This is a genomic window from Bacillus sp. NEAU-CP5 (genome assembly GCF_026420705.1).
GTDB lineage: Bacteria > Bacillota > Bacilli > Bacillales > Bacillaceae > Bacillus > Bacillus velezensis.
Genome location: NZ_JAPMOV010000002.1, coordinates 487,032 through 506,684 on the forward strand (window position 1 = coordinate 487,032; position 19,653 = coordinate 506,684).

Sequence of the window (19,653 nt, forward strand, 5' to 3'; positions counted from 1 at the left end):
TCAAACCTCCCTGAAAGACAAAAAAGCCAGAACTTTATTGAAAGCTCCAGCTTTTTCCGCTGTTTTAAACAGCTTATTTTGTTTCACGGTGTAACGTAGATTTTTTATCACGTGGGCAATATTTTTTAAATTCAACGCGGTCCGGATTGTTGCGTTTGTTCTTTTTAGAAATATAGTTACGCTCACCACATTCAGTGCAAGCCAAAGTAATATTAACGCGCATTATTTTCCCTCCAAACTAAATATCATTTACTTATTCAGACTTATATATAATACCACTATAATGGACGGAATGCTAGAGTGATTTACATGAAATGTTGTTTAAGTGCAGAAAACATCAGTTTACGCTTCTGATCCTCTGAATGAGCTTGCGTCAGATGAAGGGAAAATATGACGAAACAGGACAAAAAAGGGCTTTCTGATGCGAAATCTATAGAGAAATAACCGTTTGCTCCCCGAATAAAAAAGATTTCCCGACAAAATTCCGTTTTTTTCTCTATTTCCTTTAGAATGGCGGCGTTTTATGGTATAAAAAAGAAGGGCAAATTAATAATAGAAGGTGATGAAACGTGGAAATTGCTATTATTGCGTTGTTTATCGTCAGTATAGCGCTTATTGCATTCTCATATTCTCAAAGAGATCCGATGAAAGATGTAGAACAGGAGCTTGAAACGCTTCAGCTTTCCGCTATGCAGGAAATTTACAAGCTGAAAAAGAAAATGACGGTGCTTGAAGAAGAATTGCTGGAAACCAACCTCGTGATCCGCAAAGCCAAAAGCAGCGGCATTAATCAAAAAATCGCCAAACAAATCATTTCAAAATATAACAACGGAATGTCTGCGGAAGCCATCGCAAAAGCGGAGCACGTGTCTGTCGAGGACGTCAATACCATTATTAAAGATAATGAGAAGGTGCTCGTATGACAAAACGGGGCATTCAGGCTTTTGCAGCAGGCATGATTTTAGCGACGGCCGTCCTCGCCGCTGTCTTCTACTTGACTGACCATGACCAGGCAGCCGCCGTTAAAACCGAAAAAACAGCATTGACAGAAAAAGAAGTAAACAGCTACCTCGACGATCAGCAAAAAGTCTCCGTCAACCGGGATGACTATCAAAAACTGCTTGATTCTAAAGAAAAATCGTTAAACAACGACCAAAACACAGACGCCAAAAAGAAAAAAGTAACATACAAACTGACGATTAAAGACGGAATGAGCACTGCTGATGTGTCATCCATTCTTGAAAAAGAAGGGATTATTCCTTCAGCGAAGGACTTTAATGATTACGTCATTGACGCAGGCTACCATAAAGAAATCCGCGCCGGCCATTTCAAAGTCGACTCAGATATGAGCTTTAAAAAAATCGTCAAAACATTAACCCGCTAAAAAAGCTTGCAGGCATCGTCCATTCAGATGGATACGGCCGGCAGGCTTTTTTAATAGACAGTATAAAACGGACCCGGTCAATGGCCGGGCCCGTTTTTTTCATCCGAATTTTCCGGTGATATAATCATGTGTTTTTTGATGATCCGGCTGAGAAAATATTTTGCCCGTATCCCCCCACTCTACCAGTTCGCCCATATAGAAAAACGCGGTTTGATCAGAGACCCTCGCAGCCTGCTGCATGTTGTGCGTCACAATGACAATTGTATACTTTTCTTTCAATGTCAAAATCAGCTCTTCTATTTTCCGCGTGGACACGGGATCAAGAGCAGACGTCGGTTCATCCATCAGAAGGACGTCCGGTTTTGTGGCGAGCGCCCTTGCGATGCACAGCCGCTGCTGCTGACCGCCTGACAGTGAAAGCGCCTGCTGGTGAAGGCGGTCTTTCACTTCATCCCAGAGCGCAGCTGCCTTTAAAGATTCCTCGGCGATTTCAAGCAGTTTCTTTTTATTTTTTTCGCCGTGAATTCTCGGACCGTACACGACATTCTCAAATATCGACTGGGGAAACGGATTGCCTTTTTGAAACACCATACCGATCTGTTTTCTTAATTCTGCCGCATCCGTCTTTTCTTTCAGCAGATTGCGCCCGTTATAGATCATGTCGCCTGTCACTTTGACATTCGGGGCCATTTGCAGCATTAAGTTTAATGTTTTAATAAAAGTGGATTTCCCGCAGCCGGACGGACCGATGATCGCAGTTACCTTCCGCTCCTCAAAACCGATCGTAATGTCTTTTAAAGCCTGATGGGCTCCGTACCATACGTTCATGCCGTGAATATCAAATAAATTCTGTGTGTGCACCGCTTCCTTCACAAGGCTCACAGTCCTTCCCCCTATCCGAACTTTCCGTTAATGTAATCATCTGTCTTTTGCGCTTTAGGACTCGTAAAAATTTGTTCTGTCTGCCCGTATTCCACCACTTCCCCGTTTAAAAAGAAAGCCGTTCGGTCAGACACCCTCAGCGCCTGCTGCATGTTATGCGTAACGATAATAATCGAATAATCTTTTTTCAGTTCTGTCAAAAGCGTCTCGATTCTGGCGTTTGAAATAGGGTCCAGAGCTGAAGCGGGTTCATCTAAAAGAAGTACGGCAGGTTTCATCGCAAGCGTACGGGCGATGCAAAGGCGCTGCTGCTGGCCGCCTGATAACGACAGAGCCGATGAATGAAGCCGGTCTTTGACTTCATCCCAAAGCGCCGCCTTCGTTAAGCTTTCTTCGACCGCATCATCCAAAACGGCTTTCCTGCGTTCACCCGCATACTTCAGCGCATGTGTGATGTTATTGTAAATGGATTTCGGAAACGGATTCGGTTTTTGAAACACCATACCGATCTCCCGTCTGAGAGACACGATATTAATCGCTTCCCCCAAAATATTCAGCCCTTCATAAAGGATCTCTCCCTCGCTTCTTGCCGAAGGAATGGCATCGTTCATTCTGTTAATCTGTCTCAAAAATGTTGATTTCCCGCAGCCGGACGGACCGATCAGAGCCGTCACCGCATGTTTTTCAATATTCATGTTTACATCTTTAACCGCTTGTTTGTCACCATAATAAATTGATAAATGCTTCACTTCCAAAATTGAAGACTCCGGCGAACACTTTGTCTGTTCCGCATGTTCCCTGATGATGTGGTCAATCATGTTTTCGCCTCTTTCCGATTAATTTGCCGTAAGCTTTTTATAAATGACAGATCCGAGCCATCTTGCACAAAGGTTAAACAAGAGCACCGAAATCACCAGCACCGCCGAGCCGCCGTTTGCAATCGCTTCGGCGTCAGGGATGATTCCCTGCGTATTGACACTCCATATATGAACCGCCAGCGTCTCAGCCGGCCTGAAAATGTTGAAAGGAGATGCTTCAGAAAACGGGTTCAAATCCGTAAAATTCAGCCGCGGCGTTGTCAATCCTGCTGTAAATAACAATGCGGCCGCTTCTCCGAATACTCTTCCTGATGCGAGAATGGCTCCGGTTAAAATCGAAGGAATCGCACTCGGAATCAGCACCGTTTTGACGGTATGCCATCTCGATACACCTAAAGCGAGAGAAGCTTCTTTCAGCTCCTTAGGAACTGCAGTGAGCGCGCCTTCTGTCACCCGGACCATAACGGGAAGGTTAAAGACCGTTAATGCGAGCGCGCCTCCGATAATCGTGTAGCCCCATCCGGTCAGGTTTACAAACATCAGCATGCCGAACATCCCGATGACAATGGACGGAAGCGAAGACAGCACCTCAATACACGTTCTGATAAAATCAGTGATTTTATTTTTGGGCGCATATTCAGCCATAAAGACGCCGCCCCCCACACCAAGCGGTATCGTGATCAGCATGGTGATAAACAGAATGTAAAAGGAGTTAAAAAGCTGATCCCGTATTCCGCCGCCTGAGGCAATGGCGCTCGATTTTGACGTAAGAAAATGCAAGGAGATTTCAGAGACGCCGTGAATAAGAATGTACAAAAACAATCCTGCCAAAATCGCCGCGATTACAGCGGCGCATAACCCGAATACACCGGTGGCCAATTTATCCGTTATTTTCCGGTTCATTACACTTTCCTCCTAGATGACAAGTAGCGTATGAGCAATATAAACAGAAACGACATGATAAGAAGAACAAGCCCCATAGACCATAACGTATTATTTTCAATACTGCCGTATGTGGTATGGCCCATGTTTAACGTAATAATCGTCGTTAATGTTCCCGCCGTATCAAGCAGGCTTTCCGGCAGAAGCTTTGTATTTCCGATAACCATCTGTACGGCGAGTGCTTCTCCGAACGCTCTTGCCATCCCGAGCACGACGGCGGTCAGCAATGTCGGAAACGCCGCCGGGATAAGCACCTTTCTGATTGTCTGCCACCTCGTCGCACCAAGCGCGTATGAACCGTCGCGAAGATGTTTCGGAAGTGACGCAAGCGCATCAGCGGAAATCGATGTAACAGTCGGCAGAATCATTACCGAGAGTACGATCGTCCCCGCCAGAAGGCTGTGACCCGTTCCGCTTGATTTAAAAGAGCCGATAAACGGAACCAATACTGTAAGACCTATGAATCCATAAACGACGGACGGAATGCCGACAAGCAGCTCAATTACCGGCTGCAGCACCTTTTTTCCCCAAGTCGGCGCAATTTCCGTCATAAACACGGCACCCGCAATACCGAGGGGCGCTGCGATCAGAGCCGACAGAACCGTGACCGCAAATGATCCGAAAATAAAAGGCAGCGCGCCGAACTCAGGTTTTGCCTGGGTTGGATTCCAATTCAGACCTGTTAAGAACTCAATCGGGCTTACACCATTTACAAAAAAAGATTGCAGCCCCTTAATGCCGAGAAAAATTGTGATCGCCGCTGATGCCGCAATGATAATCGCGGCACACACAGACACAATCACCCTTCCGCGGACTTCATCCATTTGCCTGTTTTGTTTTGAGCTTATTAAGCGTTCGCTTACAGACTCTTTTTCTCTGTGATTTATCATTTGTTTACACTCCTATAAAGAAGAAGAGGCGGGGAGCCCGCCCTCCCCTCAGCTTTGCTTGCCGTTTGCGTCACGTGTGACTTTCATATCAGAGATCGGAATGTAGCCTTGATCTTTTACGATACTTTTCTGTACTTCATCGCTGTTCATATAGTCAAGAAACGTTTTTGTAAGGCCTGACGCTTCACCTTTCGTATAAGAGTGCTCGTAAGCCCAAATCGGATACTCGCCTGTGACGACGTTTTTCTCTTCCGGTTTGATGCCTCCGATCGATAAAGGCGTTACTTTGTCATCGTTTATATAAGAGAATGCCAGATAACCGATAGCTCCCGGCGTTTCCGCAATGATTTTTTTGACTGTATTGGAGGAATCCTCTGTAATGCCCTCAGCAGGATCTGCTCCGTCAAGCGCGTATTTGACGAACGTAGCGCGTGTTCCTGATGAATCAGGACGGTTCACAAGTGTAATTTTTTGATCTTTACCGCCAAGCTCTTTCCAGTTTTTAATTTTTCCTGTAAAGACGTCTGTCAGCTGTTTTTTGGTTATATCCTTTACGCCCGCACCGGGGTTGACCGCAGCCGCCATCGCCACTACCGCTACTCGGTGGTCTTTTAGGGCTTTTGCATCAATGCCTTCCTTTTCTTCAGCAAAGACATCTGAGTTGCCGATTTGCACTGCCCCTTCAGACACTTGCGAAAGACCTGTTCCTGAACCTCCCGCTTGCACCTGCACATCAGCATCCGGATGTTTTTCCATAAACTTTTCCGCCGCTGCCAGTACTAACGGCTGCATGGCTGATGAACCAGAAATGGTTAAAGAACCTGATGCTTTTTTATCCTCACTTGCAGATTGACTGTCTGTCTTGCCGCTTTCCTTTGCATTTCCGCATGCTGCAGCAACAATCATAACAGCAGCCATCAGAAGCATAAGCATCCATTTGTTTTTTTTCATTTCCTGAATTCCCCCTGCATTTAATGTGTAATTTGTCCTACAGGTCTAGAGTAAAGGGTTCTTGTAAAATGCGTATAAATCAAGTGTTAAGGTTTTGTAAATCCGGATGTTTTTTTGTATAAAAAAAAAACGCTCACAGATTGTGAGCGTTTTTCTATTAGTTGTTTGTATTGCCGTTTTCAGCGTCTTCCTGAATTTTATCTTCGTTTTTCTGCTTCGTATTATTATCTTCTTGTTTCTTTTTCAGCTCAAAGTATTTGTCCAGAGCTGCTCTCCCTATATCATTCGTAATCGAATATCGATCGCTGTAATCAATATAGGCCCAAGGAACGACTACAGAAATAGCCACTTCCGGGTTATCCGCAGGTGCATAAGCGACAAGAGTCGTATTATACGTTCCTTCACCCGTCTCTGATTTGTCCGGACCGTCATAGAAAGATTGCGCCGTACCCGTTTTACCGGCAGGACTGTATGTCGCCGTCGCAAAATCAGTTGCGGCTGTCCCTTTTGTCATGACGCGTCTGAAACCCGCCTGCACTTCTTTAATATCTGCATTATTCATATCAATCTTGTTCAGTACTTGGGGCTGAACAGACTCTACAACGGCTCCGATTCCTTTTTTCGAATCAGGCTGCCTGACCTCTTTTACAAGCTGAGGCTTCAAACGATAGCCTCCATTGGCGATTGTAGATACATACTGCGCCATTTGCAGCGGTGTAAACGTATCATACTGTCCGATGGCAAAGTCTAACAGAAGACCGGAAATTCGCTGTGATCCTTGGTACCCGGTCGCTTCATTCGGGAGATCAATTCCCGTCTTAACTCCGAGTCCGAACTGATTGAAGTAGTATCTGAAAGTATCGAATGCCTTCATATCAAGCGGCAGGGACTGGCCTTTTTTGTACTCCCCTTTACCGACAGCAATCGCCGTTTTGAACATGAACACGTTTGATGATTCCTGAAGCGCTTTTTCGATATCTACGGGACCTAAATTCGTCCATGATTTTTTCGGGTTTTTACTTCCCTTGAAATACATAGGTTCATCCTGAAAAACGGTGTTCAAATTAATCGCGCCCGTCTGCAGTCCGGTCAACACCGTCGCTCCTTTGACCGCCGATCCCATTGCGTAGGAGGAAGTCATTGCGCCGAGGGCATAATCATTAATTTTGTACTTTCCATGGTCATTCGTAATCTGTTTGCCGGCCATCGTCAGCACTTCTCCGTTTTTCGGGTTCATCATGACGACGAAGGCCCGATCAAGAAGCTTCGTGCTCGGTCTCGCTTTTGCCGATTTTAAATTTTTCTCAATGATTTTTTCAACGGATTTCTGCAGGTCCATATCAATGGATAAAACAAGGTCTTTGCCGGCCTGTCCTTTTGAAATCACTTTGCTGCCCGTGACATTTCCGGATGAGTCGGTTAAGTTCTGCACTTTCTCTTTTTGGCCCTGCAGCAGGCTTTCATATTGATATTCTAAATAGCTTTTTCCGACCCTGTCATTCCGGCTGTAGCCGAGTGACAGATAGTGATCCAGCAGGTTGGACGGAAGACCTTCGTTCGAACTGGATACACTGCCGAGCAATGTCCGGATCAGGCTTTTATAAGGATAAGACCGTTCCCAGTCAGACGTCACGTCAACTCCCGGCAGTTCATCTAAATGTTCGCTGACGACGGCCATTTCTTTTGCCGACACCCCTTCATTTTTGATGTATTGAGGCGTCAGTGAGTAGCCTGAATCCATCTGCCTTTTAATCGCAAGGATCTGCATGTCTTTTGAAGTGAGCTCATTCAGCTGTTTGTCTGTGATGCGTTTCAGCTGAAGCTGATATAAATCATCGTCAGACAGTTTTTTGTCTTCAGCTTTTTGCTTTTCTTCGGCCGTAATCAGTTTTTTCGCTTCATCAGGCCTCGTTAACATCCAATAGTCTTTTTTATCCCGCTCAGTCACCTTTTTGGTGCTTACCTTAATCATACCCGACAGTTTTTTTGCGATTTTTAAACGCTGTGCCTGGGTGGTTGAGGCTGAACGTGTATATGTAATCGCATTTAATGCTTTATTCGTTACGATGGGATTTAGGTTCCGGTCGTATATTTTCCCTCTCGGAACCGCCGTGCTGACATCAGACTCCTCTTGCTTATTGGCGGCGTTTTTATAATCATCACCCTGAACGATCTGCTTGATGCCAAGCTCGACGATAATCCAAGTGAAAATAAGAAACGCGGCCAAAAACAAAAAATTAAGCCGGATCGGCAGTGATTTTTTCTTTTCTTTGTTTACAGCTATTTTCTTTTTATTTCTCCTCATGACATCACCTTTTCTTATTTACAGAAAGAAATGACACCTTCTGTTCAGGTGCCATTTTTCATTCTAAAGGTTTTTTCGATATTTTTCTACAGATAACCCTTTTATCTTTCTCCTTTTATAAAATTCGGTTCCGCCGCCTGTTTTTGTCGGTCTTCTTCTACTGTTTCATCAGAAGTTTCCGTATCCAGTTTGATGTCTTTTATAAAGTAATAAATCAGCGGATGGCCGGCTCCGAGCAGCACGAGCGCCGCCGGTATTCCCACTTTTTCCTTGAACAATGTAACGATTACAAGGAAACAAAGGATGGAAACGATCCGGCCCGCATTTAAAAATAACTCCCTGAGCACGATGTATTCAATTCTGGCTTTTCTGGCAAGCCGCGCCCGGCCTATCACATCATATGTAAGCGAGACATACGGCACGAGCAGAACTGGATAGCCGATCGCAATAAACACTCCGTACAAAAGGAGCGTCGTGAAGCTCATTTTAAAAATGATGAGAAACAGGGCGCCGTACAAGATCAATCCGCCGATAAGAATCGCCTTTTTCCGCGCTCTTTTTTTGATGAGCCTTGATGCAAAATAATAAGCAAAAAAAGAAACCGCGGAATTGACGAGGCCGAATGTTCCGAGCGCCAGCTCACTGTTTGTCGCAATGAATACAAATACGCTGATTAAAAAAACAAAAATCCCTTCTCTCAAGCCTTGAAAAAAGTGCGCGTTGGTAATCCGGCGCCAATTCAGATTCGTGTGGCGCTCATCAAAAACTTTTTTCAGCATAAACCGGCCTTTCGACTCCCTCCGCTTCAGAAAAAAGCTCATGACCACGGCAAGGGCAAATAAGCCGAGCGACAGGCTGAAAATGATTGTATAACCCGTATTGTTTTCAAGTCTTGAAATGACATATCCGGCCACAATCGGACCGATCATGCCCGCCGATGAAGACAAAATGCCTAAAAACCCGTTAAAAAAATCTCTCGTTTCCGGTTCCGTGATTTCGAAAGTCAGCACATTAAAAGCCAGCCAGTAAAAGCCGTATCCAACTCCGAGCACGGCCCCTATCAAAACGAGACGGGAAGCCGCAGTTTCTCCGGCAAGCAGCACACTTAAATAAAAAGCGGCCAAAAAGATAACGCCGAACCTGAGAATAAACACCCTGTCAATTTTTTTAGCCAGCCGGCCAGCCAGCAGAAAGGTAATCGGCTGCATCGTTACGACCGACAAATTGTATATGGCCAAATCAATAAATTTTCCCGACTGCTTCCACAAATACACGTTGACAAATGTATTTGACAGCGCGATGCCCAATGAGTAAAGGCCGCCAATCGTCAATAGCAGCAGCAGCCCTTTATTTATTTCGATGTCGCCGATAATTTTTTTTATTTTGCTCATCATTGACTCCCCTTTACTACACATTAGTTTGTCTCACTCAAACTGAGATATGTAAAAGGAATCAAAGTCAATAAAAAAACAAGGCCTCCCGCGGGAGACCTTGTGATCATTCAACTCAATTATTTTGCTTCGCTGTAAAGACGGGCAACTTCATCCCAGTTCACAACATTCCAGAAAGCTGAAATGTAATCAGGACGGCGGTTTTGGTAGTTCAGGTAGTAAGCGTGCTCCCAAACATCAAGACCGAGAACAGGTGTTTTACCCTCTGAAAGCGGTGAATCTTGGTTTGGCGTGCTTGTAATTTCAAGTTTGCCGTTGTTTACAACGAGCCAAGCCCAGCCTGAACCGAAACGGCCTGCAGCTGCTGCCGCGAATTTTTCTTTGAATTGATCGAAGCTTCCGAACGTGCTTTTGATCTCTTCAGCAAGCTCACCAGTCGGTTCGCCTCCGCCGTTCGGAGATAAAAGAGTCCAGAATAAAGAGTGGTTTGCATGTCCGCCGCCATTGTTGCGGACTGCCGTGCGGATGTCCTCCGGCACTGCGTTCAAATCAGCAACAAGCTCATCTACAGATTTCTCTGCAAGCGCTGATCCTTCGATCGCTTTGTTGAGGTTTGTCACGTATGTGTTATGGTGCTTCGTATGGTGAATCGTCATTGTTTCCTTATCGATATGAGGTTCTAAAGCATCATAAGCGTAAGGCAATTCTGGAAGTTTGTAAGCCATAATTTTTTCCTCCTTTAAATATATGTACTGAAATGCCGCTTAACGCGAACTTTTCTAATCTCAATGTAACAAAAGAAAGCGTGGTAATCAATGAAAAAGCTCACAATCCGGCGATTCCAGCAGACATATTACACTTTATCCGTTCACGGCCGAAATTAAACCTTTCTAAAGCACCGTCCATAAGAAATATCCGATCATAAAGAGCTGAATGACGCCTTTTGCCGCGACGCTTGTTAAAAAGCCGATTAACGAGCCGAGCCCCACTTTTGCCGCGGACTTGATATCCTTTTGATGAACAAACACCTCAGCGCAGAGAGCACCGATAAACGGTCCTAATATAATGCCCGCCACGGGAATAACGAAGGGCCCGATCAATAATCCGATCGTGCTTCCCCAGATTGCCGCCCTGCTTCCTCCGTACCTTTTAACGCCAAGTAAATTTGACACATAGTCAGCTGCGAATAAAACGGCCGCAAATACCGCCTCAATGAGCCAAAACAGGTAAGAATAAGGACTGAAGGAAAACAAAAATCCGTAGAGAAGAAAACCGGCCACAATAAAAATAACGCTTGGAATCACCGGATATACAAGCCCGATAAAAGCAATGACGAAGACCGCAATGATAATCAGCCAATACAAAACACTCATGACAAAAACACCCTCCTTTGTTTTGCGGGCGATCACAGCTTCCCGCTTTATCTTATTATGTATGATTCCTTATCACCGCTTTAAATACTCTCACTTGTGTTCATCCCCTGTGAACGATACAATAAGCAACATATACCAGTTTAGGCTAGGAAGTGAAGATGTTGAACATATTTACGGCTTTATTGAAAAGTACATACTCTCCGGCGGATATTGCAAAAACACGGTTTCAGGGGATAGGAAAAGCGATCCTTTATGTATTTTTGCTGTCTGTCCTTTTTACGCTGCCAAGCGCTTATTACCTTTGCTCCGGCACCGTAAACTCAATGAACGGTTTCAAAACCGTGTTAAAGAAAGATTTCCCTGATTTCAGCATTTCAAACGGAGAATTGCAAACGAAAGCGTCCGCCTCTAAGGAAACGGAAGCGAACGGCTTTGTCATCGTGTTTGATCCGACAGATGCTTACGGCGCGAAACAAATAGCGGCGAAACAAAATGCGATCGGCATTTTGAAAAATAAAATGGTGCTTGCTGTAGACGGACAGGCGACAGAAATGAATTATTCGCTGATGCCTGCTGATATCACAAAAAAAGAAATCATATCAGCATTAAACCAAAATAAAACAATGATCGTCACCGTCCTGTCCGTTTTGCTGTTCATCATGACAGCGGCCGGAAAATTCATTGAAGTATCATTTCTCGCCGTCATCGGCCTGATATTGAAAAATGCGCAAAGAAAGACATTGAATTACCAGCAGCTCTGGAAGCTTTCGGCTTATTCCATTACACTTTCGACCATATTCTTTACGATCATGCGAGCGCTTGTTATTACAGTGCCGAGTGAATTTTTAGTGAATTGGTTTGTAAACTTTATCATCCTTTTCCTCGTCTTAAAAGAGATACCGCCAAGAAAAACAGCTGTGTAACAAAGACTGCCCCCGGCGGTCTTCTTTTTTGTCATGAACAAAATGGGACAAGCATACAATGAAGTAAAAATGTATGCGGGAGGCGGTTGGAATGAAGCGGCTTACTTTTGTATTCGGCAGTTTATTTGTGATATTCATTATCTTTTACGATCTTAAAATCGGCACGATCCCTTCTCAAGACCTTCCAGCATACGCAGCGGCGGCACAGCCAGCCCGACAGGAATCTTCATACAGAACGGTTACGGTCAAAAAAGGCGATACGGTGATGTCGATAGTCGGCGCACATAAAGCGCCAGATGATATTGCGCAAGATTTTGAAGCGCTGAATCCGAATGTAAAAGCAAACGCAATTCAGGCAGGCACCGCTTATAAATTCCCCGTCTACCGCAATTAAACGTTAATTTCTTGTCAGTTCGGCAAATACACTGTTACAATATAACATGTAAATAGAAGTTGCCTGACATGTAAAAGGCTCAGCCTGCAAAAGCGGTAACTACAATTAAGGAGCGATTGACAAGTGAGTGAAATCACACATCGTACAAAAACGCGTCCCGTCAAAGTGGGACCTTTAACAATAGGCGGAAATAACGAAGTCGTCATTCAGAGTATGACGACGACCAAAACACACGACGTAGAAGCAACAGTTGCGGAAATCAACCGTTTAGCCGAAGCCGGCTGCCAAATTGTCCGGGTGGCATGTCCGGACGAACGCGCCGCTAACGCGATTGCCGACATCAAAAAACAAATTTCCATCCCTCTCGTTGTCGATATTCATTTTGACTACAAGCTTGCATTAAAAGCAATTGAGGGCGGGGCCGACAAAATCAGAATCAACCCGGGAAACATCGGCCGCCGCGAAAAAGTGGAAGCCGTCGTAAAAGCAGCGAAGGAAAAAGGAATTCCGATCCGGATCGGCGTAAACGCGGGTTCTTTGGAAAAACGCATTTTAGAAAAATACGGCTATCCGACTGCTGACGGGATGGTTGAGAGTGCGCTTCATCATATCAAAATCCTGGAAGACCTTGACTTTCACGACATCATCGTCAGCATGAAAGCGTCTGACGTCAATCTAGCCATAGAAGCATACGAAAAAGCATCAAAAGCATTTGATTATCCGCTCCACCTCGGAATTACAGAATCGGGCACGCTGTTTGCCGGAACGGTAAAAAGCGCGGCCGGACTCGGAGCGATTTTAAGCAAAGGAATCGGAAACACGCTCCGGATCTCTCTGAGCGCCGACCCGGTTGAAGAAGTAAAAGTAGCCAGAGAACTGCTGAAATCATTCGGTCTTGCTTCAAACGCGGCTACGCTTATTTCATGCCCGACATGCGGACGGATCGAAATTGATCTCATCAGCATCGCAAATGAAGTGGAAGAATACATTTCTAAAGTCAAAGCGCCGATTAAAGTAGCCGTTCTCGGATGTGCCGTTAACGGACCGGGCGAAGCAAGAGAAGCTGATATCGGGATTGCCGGCGCGCGCGGCGAAGGACTTCTTTTCCGCAAAGGCCAAATCGTCCGCAAAGTCCCTGAAGAAACCATGGTCGAAGAGCTGAAAAAAGAAATCGACAAGCTGGCAGAAGAACACTACGCAAAGCTTGAAGCGGAAAAAGCAAAAGCAGAACAAGAAACACAAAAAGCTTGACGGATATTCCGCCAAGCTTTTTTTTGCGTTGTGTTAAAAAAACGGTGTAATGAAGATGCCGAGGACAAGGGAAACAATACCGATTCCCATCGCCCATCCGCCTAAAGCGCCTGCTCCTCTTCTTCTGGCGATATAGCCGACGATAATGCCGCATGCCCCTAATAAAACAGGGAGCACAAACAGGGAAATGATAGAAATAGCCAATGCTGCATACCCTATCCCCCGGCCTTCACTTACTCCGTCCCGGTTATCATCACGGTCTGCTGCCCGGTCAGAAGCACGATATGGCTCTGAAATTTCGGCCGCTGTTTCTTCTGAATAAACATCACGCGTGATATCGGTTCCTTCCGATCCATGATCCACATAGTAGTCGTTGCCTTTTCGATTTTCGTAATCGTATGCCACCTTCAATTCCCCCTTTTTCTTTTATGAAAGGAGCTTTTTTAGTTTCCGCGTTTTTTACGGATTCATGTTTGCTAAACTTTTCTGGTATTGTTAATTGTTTATGTTACACTTGAAGGGATGAATTTATAGGAGTGTGGACATGTTACGGTTAGGTATAGATATTGACGGCACAGTTACGGCACAGGATACATTTGTCCCTTATTTAAACCGCTCATTTCATCTTTCCATTACCTTGGATGATATGACTGATTATGATCTGACGAAGCTTTTGAACATTACAGACGAGGAATTTTGGGAATGGATGAACGTTCATGAAGCAGCCATATATAAAGAAGCGAAGCTCGCGGAATTTGCCAAGCAGGCACTGGACGGACTGAAAGAAGAGCACCGTCTGATCTACATTACGGCAAGACGCGGCCACTTAGAAGATGTTACGCTGGACTGGTTTGCAAACCGGGACATTCATTACGATCACATTGAGCTTGTCGGAGGCCATCACAAAGTGGAAGCCGTCAAAAAACACGGCATTGATTTATTTTTCGAAGATCACCACGGCAATGCGACAATGATCGCAAAAGAAGCAGGCATTCCGGTTATCCTTTTTAACTCCCCATATAATCAGCTCCCCATCGATTCCAATATTATCAGGGTGCAGAATTGGCTTGAAGCCGTCGCCTGGATTAATAAAAACAAACATAGCTTTCAGCATGTCAAAAGCTGAAAAAAACCTCCTGTATAAGCAGGAGGTTTTTTATCGGCACGCCGGACAGGTGCCGTAAATTTCAAACTTATGGCCGCTGATTTCATACCCTTCCAAATCATCGTGCAGCTTATCCATCGGACAGGACTCAATTTCCTTCGTTTTCCCGCAGGTTAAACAGATAAAATGGTGATGATGATGGGTATAAGAGCATGTAAAACGGAACAGTTTTTCTCCGGAAAGCTCCGTCGTTTCCAAAATGCCGAGTTCTTCATATAACGAAAGATTTCTGTATATGGTATCAAAGCTCAGACCCGGATAGTCGTCATTTAATGCGGCAAGCACGTTTTTGGCGGTCAGATATTTATCAGAATCAGCAAAAAGCTGCAGCATGTCTTCTCGCTTACTCGTATATTTATACCCTTTTTCTTTCAGCAGGTTCAACGCTTCTTGTACGTTCATGAGGACCTCCCCTTTACAACACGGTATCGCTCCAAAAAGAAAATGGCAGCTGTCTGAACAGCAGGCCATTTTCTTATGATGTATCAAATTATACCTATAAAATGATGAAAAGTAAATGAAAGCCTAGTGAATCGCGGTTTTGAACTTACCGCCCCTCGTTTCATGGGTATTCATGATCGTAATAAAGGCGTTTTTATCAATTTCAAACACAATGGATTTCAATTTAGTCACTTCAAGCCTTGTCACGACCGCGTAAATGACTTCTTTGGTTTCATCCGTATATCCGCCTTTACCCTGAAGTTTGGTGGTTCCCCGCCCAAGCCGGTGCAATATAGCATCTGAGATCTCAGCATATTGCTCTGCAACAATAATGACCGCTTTTGTTTCATCAAGCCCCTGGATGACGGCGTCAATCGTTTTCATGGCAATATAATAAGTCATGAAAGAATACATTGCCTGCTCCGGACCGAACACAAAACCGGCCCAAATGAAAATAAACACATTGATGAGCATAACGAATTCCCCGACTGAAAAGGGCAGCTTTTTCGTGAGAAGGATACCGAGGATTTCAGTACCGTCCATCGAGCCTCCGTTTCGGATGACAAGGCCTACCCCGAAACCGAGCAAAAGCCCCCCGAATACCGTCGCCAAAATAGGCTGGGTCGTAATGGCCTCCACATGGTGCAATGAGGATTCAATCAGCGCTAAACCGACGATTCCGATAACAGTAGAGATGAGAAATGTTTTTCCGATATATTTATATCCGAAAATCATAAATGGAATGTTGAGTAACACAACGAATAAGGCAAAATTGAGGAGGGGATTGGACATAAAGAGGTGGTCTAAAATTAATGAAACACCGATAATGCCTCCGTCGATAAAATTATTAGGGACCAGAAACAATTCAATACTTACGGCGGCTGAACCCGCCCCGATCAGAATCATAATGACCCTGAAGATAAAGTGTAAAAATGATTCTCTTTTATGCTGTTTATTTGGGGTCATAAAATCTCCTTTCCTATAATAACTATTTTAAACAGTAAGCAACTTTATTTTACCATTAAAAGCTGTAACATTTTAATGATCTGCTCAATACATTATGTCTAAAGAGGTGAAAGTATCGATGATTTTAATACAAAGAATTATTTTGCAGCGGCTCAATCAAGTCACTGCGGACGATCTGCTGAAATATTCCAAGCAATACGGGATCAGCATTACAAGAAGTCAAGCGGCTGAGGTAGCGGCTCTGATGCACGGAAAAAACATCAATATTTTTGATGAACAGGAGCGGCTGCGCCTGCTGAAAAAAGTGGAAACGATAACCTCAAAAGAAACGGCGCGGAAAGTTGACGAACTTTTCAATCAATTCTCAGGGTAAGAAAGGAGGGACACCCGCCCCTCCTTTCTTTCTTATTGAGCTGATATTTTTTCAAGAAGCTCCTTATCAAACTGTTTTTCTTTCAGCATTTCGATTTCAAAACGGTACGGCGGCTTCTTATTTTTCTTGTCTTCGCCTACATACGGTGTTTCGAGGATTTTCGGAATATCGGCAAGCTGCTCGTGATGAACGATGTACTGCAGAGCGTCAAAACCGATCTCTCCGAACCCGATATTTTCATGGCGGTCTTTCCGGGCGCCTTTAATATTTTTACTGTCGTTCACATGAAGGACTTTTATCCGATCGATGCCGACGATTTTATCAAACTCGTTAAGAACACCGTCAAAATCATTAGCGACATCATACCCGGCGTCATGGGTGTGGCAAGTGTCAAAGCAGACGGATAGATGTTCATTATGCGTGACTCCCGCAATGATCTCGGCCAGCTCTTCAAAGCTTCTCCCGCATTCTGATCCTTTGCCCGCCATTGTCTCCAGCGCAATCTGCACGTTTTGCCCGGGAACAATCACTTCGTTTAAACCTTCAATGATTTTTTTGATGCCCGTTTCAGCTCCGGCTCCGACATGCGCCCCTGGATGAAGCACGATCTGTCTCGCGCCGATCGCTGCCGTTCTTTCAATTTCAGAACGCAGAAAATCAACGCCCAGCTCAAATGTTGCCGGATTTGTCGTATTTCCGATGTTAATGATGTACGGCGCATGCACGACAATCTCGTCGATACCGTTTTCCTTCATATGGGCGCGGCCCGCTTCAATATTCAAGTCTTCAATTTTTTTGCGGCGCGTGTTTTGGGGAGCGCCCGTATAGATCATAAATGTATTCGCCCCGTACGAAACAGCTTCCTTGCTTGCGGCAAGGAGCATATGTTTTCCGCTCATTGAGACGTGTGAACCTATTTTCAGCAACCCGATTCCCCCTACTTTCCTCTGTTAGATTGGTTTCTTCTCTGCTTCTTTTTAATTTTTTCCATTTCGTAGCTCATTTTCTTTTTATAGCCCGGCTTTACTTTTTTCGGCTTTTTTACGAGGCGTTTCGCAATTTGGTCAGCCTCATTTGCCGTCTTTTTGCGATTTTTACGGCGGTGGCGGTCATCGCCTTTCTTCCATTCCCCGTTTACAAGCTCCGCATAGTCAAACACAATGCCCATCTTTTCAAGTCTTGCGAGCGCATCTTCGTCAGAAAGCTCATAAATGGTCAGTGCTTGGCCTGATGAACCGGCGCGTGCAGTTCTTCCGACACGGTGAACATAAAAATCCAAATCGTCCGGAAGCTCGTAGTTGATGACGTGGCTTACGCCTTTAATGTCAATTCCTCTAGCCGCAAGGTCTGTCGCAATGACATAAGTGAATTCCAGATCATTAATCTGCTTCATTACCTTTTTGCGCTCACGCGGCGTTAATCCCCCGTGCAGAAGACCGACCCTCATTCCTTTTTCAGTCAGGTATTTCGCAATATGGTCAGCCGTGTTTTTCGTATTTGCAAACACAATGCCCAGATAAGGATTCAGATGAGACATCATATCAAAAAGCAGTTTGTCTTTATCACGCTGTTTAGAAGGAACCAACACATGTTCAATCTTTTCGGCTGTGATTCTTTTCGGCTCAACATGCGCGTACTTCGGATTTTCCATATACTTTTTCAAAAACGGCTTCAGCTTTTCCGGAATCGTAGCTGAGAACACAAGCATCTGCAGTTCTTCCGGCATACGCGATCCGATATAATCAACGTCTTCTAAAAAGCCCATATCAAGCATCAGATCAGCTTCGTCAATGACGAGAGACTGCGCTTTATAGACGTTCAATGCCTGCGCCTTAATCAGATCCGCGATCCGGCCCGGCGTTCCGACGACGAGATGAGGCTGTGTTTTCAGCTTATCAATTGATTTTTGCTTGTCCGTCCCGCCGATGAAGCATTTTGTCCGGATCGGCTCATCTTCCGCACCCTGTGTGATTTTGAGCGCTTCCTGATGAATCTGATTGGCAAGCTCTCTCGTCGGCGCCGTGATAACGGCCTGTACCGTATCAGAACCCGGATCAATCCGATTCAAAATTGGCAATAAATAGGCGTGGGTTTTCCCCGTCCCCGTCTGGGACTGCCCGATCACGCTTTCGTTTTTCAGTACGGCAGGTATCAGACGCTTTTGAATATCTGTCGGTTCATAAAAACCAAGGCGGTGAACTGCATCTATAATAAACGGTTTTAAGTTGTATCCATCAAATTTAGTTTCTTTCATTTTTCCCAGCTCCTTAAAGCGGCACATTCTGTGTCCATCATCACATTATAACCGATTTTACTTAAAAACACCATGTCTTGGGGGAATCCTGTTTTCGAGACAGAAAAGCAAATGCCCCCTCCGATGCATATTGTAATAGCAGAGAGACAGAAAGGAGGTACAAGTATGTTTCCACAGCAGCCGATGAGAAATATGGCGCAGCAGGGACGGCCGTTTATGAATCCGCGTATGATGATGGGAGGAAGACCGTCATTGCCGGGACGGCAGCTAATGCAGCAGGGACGGCAGCTTTTCCCTCAGCAGCAGATTGCCGGAGCGGGCCTGAGAAACGCAGGCACGGGCGGCGGAGGGGGCTTAAAAGGGATGCTTTCCCGTTTTTTACCCGGTTCAGGAGGAGGAAGCGCTGCCGCGTCGGCACCGGCGGCGGCCAGCGGAGGAGCAGGTGCAGGACTGCAGGGAATACAGAACCTGGCAAGTCCGGCATCCCTGTCGAGCATGCTCGGCAACGTTCAGAAGGTGCTCGGCGTGGCGCAGCAGGTTACGCCGATGATTCAGCAGTACGGTCCTTTAGTACGGAGTCTGCCCGCCATGATGAAGCTTTACAGCCAATTAAGCAGCAGTGATGACGAGAATGAATCTGACGAGACGAAAGAAACAGACGAACAGAACAAAAAGGATGAAGCTGAAAAAACAGATGAAACAGATGAAACAGAAGATGAAAACAAATCAGACGCCTCATCCAAAACATCAAAGAAGACGTCTGAAAAAGCATCCGCTTCAAAAGAAAAAGACGCCGCACAGGCAGACTCAGCGGAACAGCCGCGTCCAAAAAGAACATCGGGCAGATCAAAGCCGAAATTATATATTTAACATTCTTTGATATCTCACGAAAGATTAGCTATAATGAGATCAGAAGAATGCAAGATTTGAGCCGTTTAACTACGGCTTTT

23 protein-coding genes are annotated in these 19,653 nt (G+C 45.1%); 8 read left to right on the plus strand and 15 right to left on the minus strand.

Translation table 11 applies throughout. The annotated features are described in order from the left end of the window. Positions 1-73 precede the first annotated feature (73 nt). Positions 74-223, minus strand: coding sequence for a 50S ribosomal protein L33 (gene rpmG / locus OTK50_RS07535; RefSeq protein ID WP_003153056.1), 150 nt, complete (start codon positions 221-223; stop codon positions 74-76). A 346-nt stretch (positions 224-569) separates the two neighbouring features. Between rpmG and OTK50_RS07540 the strand changes: the two genes are divergently transcribed. Beyond that, positions 570-923: a hypothetical protein gene (locus OTK50_RS07540; RefSeq protein WP_003153047.1), complete on the plus strand. Its 354-nt coding sequence runs from the start codon at positions 570-572 to the stop codon at positions 921-923. After that, on the plus strand, positions 920-1,384 hold the full coding sequence (locus OTK50_RS07545) for an endolytic transglycosylase MltG (protein ID WP_007408308.1): 465 nt from the start codon (positions 920-922) through the stop codon (positions 1,382-1,384). The genes OTK50_RS07540 and OTK50_RS07545 overlap by 4 nt, the downstream gene beginning before the upstream one ends. 99 nt (positions 1,385-1,483) lie before the next feature. Here OTK50_RS07545 and pstB (OTK50_RS07550) read toward each other — a convergent pair whose 3' ends face one another. The 9 genes from pstB (OTK50_RS07550) to OTK50_RS07590 all read right to left on the minus strand — a co-directional run bounded on the left by pstB (OTK50_RS07550) (position 1,484) and on the right by OTK50_RS07590 (position 10,936). Further along, positions 1,484-2,266, minus strand: coding sequence for a phosphate ABC transporter ATP-binding protein PstB (gene pstB / locus OTK50_RS07550; protein ID WP_003153040.1), 783 nt, complete (start codon positions 2,264-2,266; stop codon positions 1,484-1,486). Positions 2,267-2,277: 11 nt separating this feature from the next. Further along, the gene (pstB, locus tag OTK50_RS07555; RefSeq protein WP_224223674.1) at positions 2,278-3,084 is read right to left on the minus strand and encodes a phosphate ABC transporter ATP-binding protein PstB; all 807 of its coding nucleotides are present in this window, start codon (positions 3,082-3,084) and stop codon (positions 2,278-2,280) included. Between the two features lie 18 nt (positions 3,085-3,102). Beyond that, entirely contained in the window at positions 3,103-3,987 is an 885-nt protein-coding gene (pstA, locus tag OTK50_RS07560) for a phosphate ABC transporter permease PstA (RefSeq protein WP_224223675.1), read from the minus strand. After that, complete coding sequence (gene pstC, locus OTK50_RS07565) at positions 3,987-4,916, minus strand: phosphate ABC transporter permease subunit PstC (protein ID WP_224223676.1); 930 nt, start codon at positions 4,914-4,916, stop codon at positions 3,987-3,989. Before pstC ends, pstA begins: the two co-directional genes overlap by 1 nt. Positions 4,917-4,964: 48 nt before the next feature. Continuing rightward, a complete protein-coding gene (locus OTK50_RS07570; RefSeq protein WP_007408304.1) occupies positions 4,965-5,867 on the minus strand; it encodes a phosphate ABC transporter substrate-binding protein in 903 nt (300 codons plus the stop codon). Between the two features lie 157 nt (positions 5,868-6,024). Then, entirely contained in the window at positions 6,025-8,172 is a 2,148-nt protein-coding gene (gene pbpA / locus OTK50_RS07575; protein ID WP_038459214.1) for a penicillin-binding protein 2A, read from the minus strand. A gap of 101 nt (positions 8,173-8,273) precedes the next feature. Then, positions 8,274-9,563 carry an MFS transporter gene (locus OTK50_RS07580; protein WP_007612614.1) on the minus strand — a complete coding sequence of 430 codons (1,290 nt, stop codon included), beginning with the start codon at positions 9,561-9,563 and terminating at the stop codon, positions 8,274-8,276. A 119-nt stretch (positions 9,564-9,682) separates the two neighbouring features. Further along, a complete protein-coding gene (gene sodA, locus OTK50_RS07585; protein WP_003153025.1) occupies positions 9,683-10,288 on the minus strand; it encodes a superoxide dismutase SodA in 606 nt (201 codons plus the stop codon). A gap of 165 nt (positions 10,289-10,453) precedes the next feature. Next, on the minus strand, positions 10,454-10,936 hold the full coding sequence (locus OTK50_RS07590) for a DUF456 domain-containing protein (protein ID WP_015240226.1): 483 nt from the start codon (positions 10,934-10,936) through the stop codon (positions 10,454-10,456). Between the two features lie 158 nt (positions 10,937-11,094). On the opposite strand from OTK50_RS07590, the gene OTK50_RS07595 reads away from it, so the two are divergent. The 3 genes from OTK50_RS07595 to ispG all read left to right on the plus strand — a co-directional run bounded on the left by OTK50_RS07595 (position 11,095) and on the right by ispG (position 13,504). Beyond that, complete coding sequence (locus OTK50_RS07595; RefSeq protein WP_014418394.1) at positions 11,095-11,859, plus strand: DUF1189 domain-containing protein; 765 nt, start codon at positions 11,095-11,097, stop codon at positions 11,857-11,859. A 91-nt stretch (positions 11,860-11,950) separates the two neighbouring features. Beyond that, positions 11,951-12,253 carry a LysM peptidoglycan-binding domain-containing protein gene (locus tag OTK50_RS07600; RefSeq protein WP_007408299.1) on the plus strand — a complete coding sequence of 101 codons (303 nt, stop codon included), beginning with the start codon at positions 11,951-11,953 and terminating at the stop codon, positions 12,251-12,253. A gap of 132 nt (positions 12,254-12,385) precedes the next feature. Continuing rightward, positions 12,386-13,504: a flavodoxin-dependent (E)-4-hydroxy-3-methylbut-2-enyl-diphosphate synthase gene (gene ispG / locus OTK50_RS07605; protein ID WP_169510269.1), complete on the plus strand. Its 1,119-nt coding sequence runs from the start codon at positions 12,386-12,388 to the stop codon at positions 13,502-13,504. Positions 13,505-13,537: 33 nt separating this feature from the next. Here ispG and OTK50_RS07610 read toward each other — a convergent pair whose 3' ends face one another. Then, on the minus strand, positions 13,538-13,915 hold the full coding sequence (locus OTK50_RS07610; RefSeq protein WP_087920773.1) for a DUF308 domain-containing protein: 378 nt from the start codon (positions 13,913-13,915) through the stop codon (positions 13,538-13,540). A 133-nt stretch (positions 13,916-14,048) separates the two neighbouring features. On the opposite strand from OTK50_RS07610, the gene OTK50_RS07615 reads away from it, so the two are divergent. Further along, positions 14,049-14,630: a nucleotidase gene (locus tag OTK50_RS07615; protein ID WP_007408297.1), complete on the plus strand. Its 582-nt coding sequence runs from the start codon at positions 14,049-14,051 to the stop codon at positions 14,628-14,630. Between the two features lie 30 nt (positions 14,631-14,660). Here the strand turns inward: OTK50_RS07615 and OTK50_RS07620 are convergent, their stop codons facing one another. After that, positions 14,661-15,071 (minus strand): Fur family transcriptional regulator, encoded by a 411-nt coding sequence (locus OTK50_RS07620; protein WP_003153018.1) that lies wholly within the window; start codon positions 15,069-15,071, stop codon positions 14,661-14,663. A 123-nt stretch (positions 15,072-15,194) separates the two neighbouring features. After that, complete coding sequence (locus tag OTK50_RS07625) at positions 15,195-16,076, minus strand: YitT family protein (RefSeq protein ID WP_007408296.1); 882 nt, start codon at positions 16,074-16,076, stop codon at positions 15,195-15,197. Between the two features lie 118 nt (positions 16,077-16,194). On the opposite strand from OTK50_RS07625, the gene OTK50_RS07630 reads away from it, so the two are divergent. Further along, on the plus strand, positions 16,195-16,449 hold the full coding sequence (locus tag OTK50_RS07630; protein WP_003153013.1) for a DUF2624 domain-containing protein: 255 nt from the start codon (positions 16,195-16,197) through the stop codon (positions 16,447-16,449). Positions 16,450-16,481: 32 nt separating this feature from the next. Here OTK50_RS07630 and OTK50_RS07635 read toward each other — a convergent pair whose 3' ends face one another. After that, positions 16,482-17,375 (minus strand): deoxyribonuclease IV, encoded by an 894-nt coding sequence (locus tag OTK50_RS07635; protein WP_012118004.1) that lies wholly within the window; start codon positions 17,373-17,375, stop codon positions 16,482-16,484. An 11-nt stretch (positions 17,376-17,386) separates the two neighbouring features. Continuing rightward, positions 17,387-18,703 (minus strand): DEAD/DEAH box helicase, encoded by a 1,317-nt coding sequence (locus OTK50_RS07640; RefSeq protein ID WP_015240227.1) that lies wholly within the window; start codon positions 18,701-18,703, stop codon positions 17,387-17,389. Positions 18,704-18,868: 165 nt separating this feature from the next. Between OTK50_RS07640 and vrrA the strand changes: the two genes are divergently transcribed. Beyond that, on the plus strand, positions 18,869-19,573 hold the full coding sequence (gene vrrA / locus OTK50_RS07645) for a VrrA/YqfQ family protein (protein WP_043021624.1): 705 nt from the start codon (positions 18,869-18,871) through the stop codon (positions 19,571-19,573). Positions 19,574-19,653 lie beyond the last annotated feature (80 nt).